This window comes from Roseateles sp. P5_B10 (assembly GCF_056400485.1).
The window spans coordinates 1-513 of the sequence record NZ_JBFULE010001788.1 but is presented as its reverse complement, the minus strand read 5'-3'; the positions used below and the strand labels follow the sequence as shown (position 1 = coordinate 513).

At 68.6% G+C, this 513-nt stretch carries 1 protein-coding gene; it reads right to left on the bottom strand.

Annotation, left to right across the window (positions count from 1 at the left end; genetic code table 11):
- A partial coding sequence (locus tag AC1DU6_RS35920; RefSeq protein WP_477863442.1) for a response regulator occupies positions 1 to 379 on the bottom strand: 379 nt, incomplete at its 3' end.
- Positions 380 to 513: the final 134 nt, after the last annotated feature.

Here is a 513-nt window from a genome sequence, read left to right as displayed (position 1 = left end):
CGAGCCGCTCGCTGGCGATTTCGCGCGCGATGTCTTCGCTCAATGCGCGTCCGCCGCTGGCGACGGTGGCGATGGCGCGCACCAGTTCGTGCGGTGCGCTGCTCTTTGTGATGTAGCCGCAGGCGCCAGCCTCGAATGCTTTCAGAGCGAACGCGGCGCTCGCATGCATGGTGAATACCAGCAGGCGCGCGGTGCGATCCCATTGCCGGATATGCCGGATCGCTTCCAGCCCGCCGGGGCCGGGCAGCGACAGATCCATGACCACCACGTCCGGGCGCTCTGCCTGATAGGCGCGATAGGCCGCAGTGGCATCCTCGGCCTCGGCGCTCACGCGAAAACCGACCTGCCGCTCCAGTAGCCGGCGATAGCCTTCGCGCACCACCGGATGGTCGTCAACCAGCAGGATGCTGACGGCGGTCCTGCCGCCGCTTGTCGTGGCAGCAGCGGACTCACTGCGGCCACGCGGATACCGTGTGCCGCGGGGGCGATCGACAGGCTGCCGCCAAGCGCTGC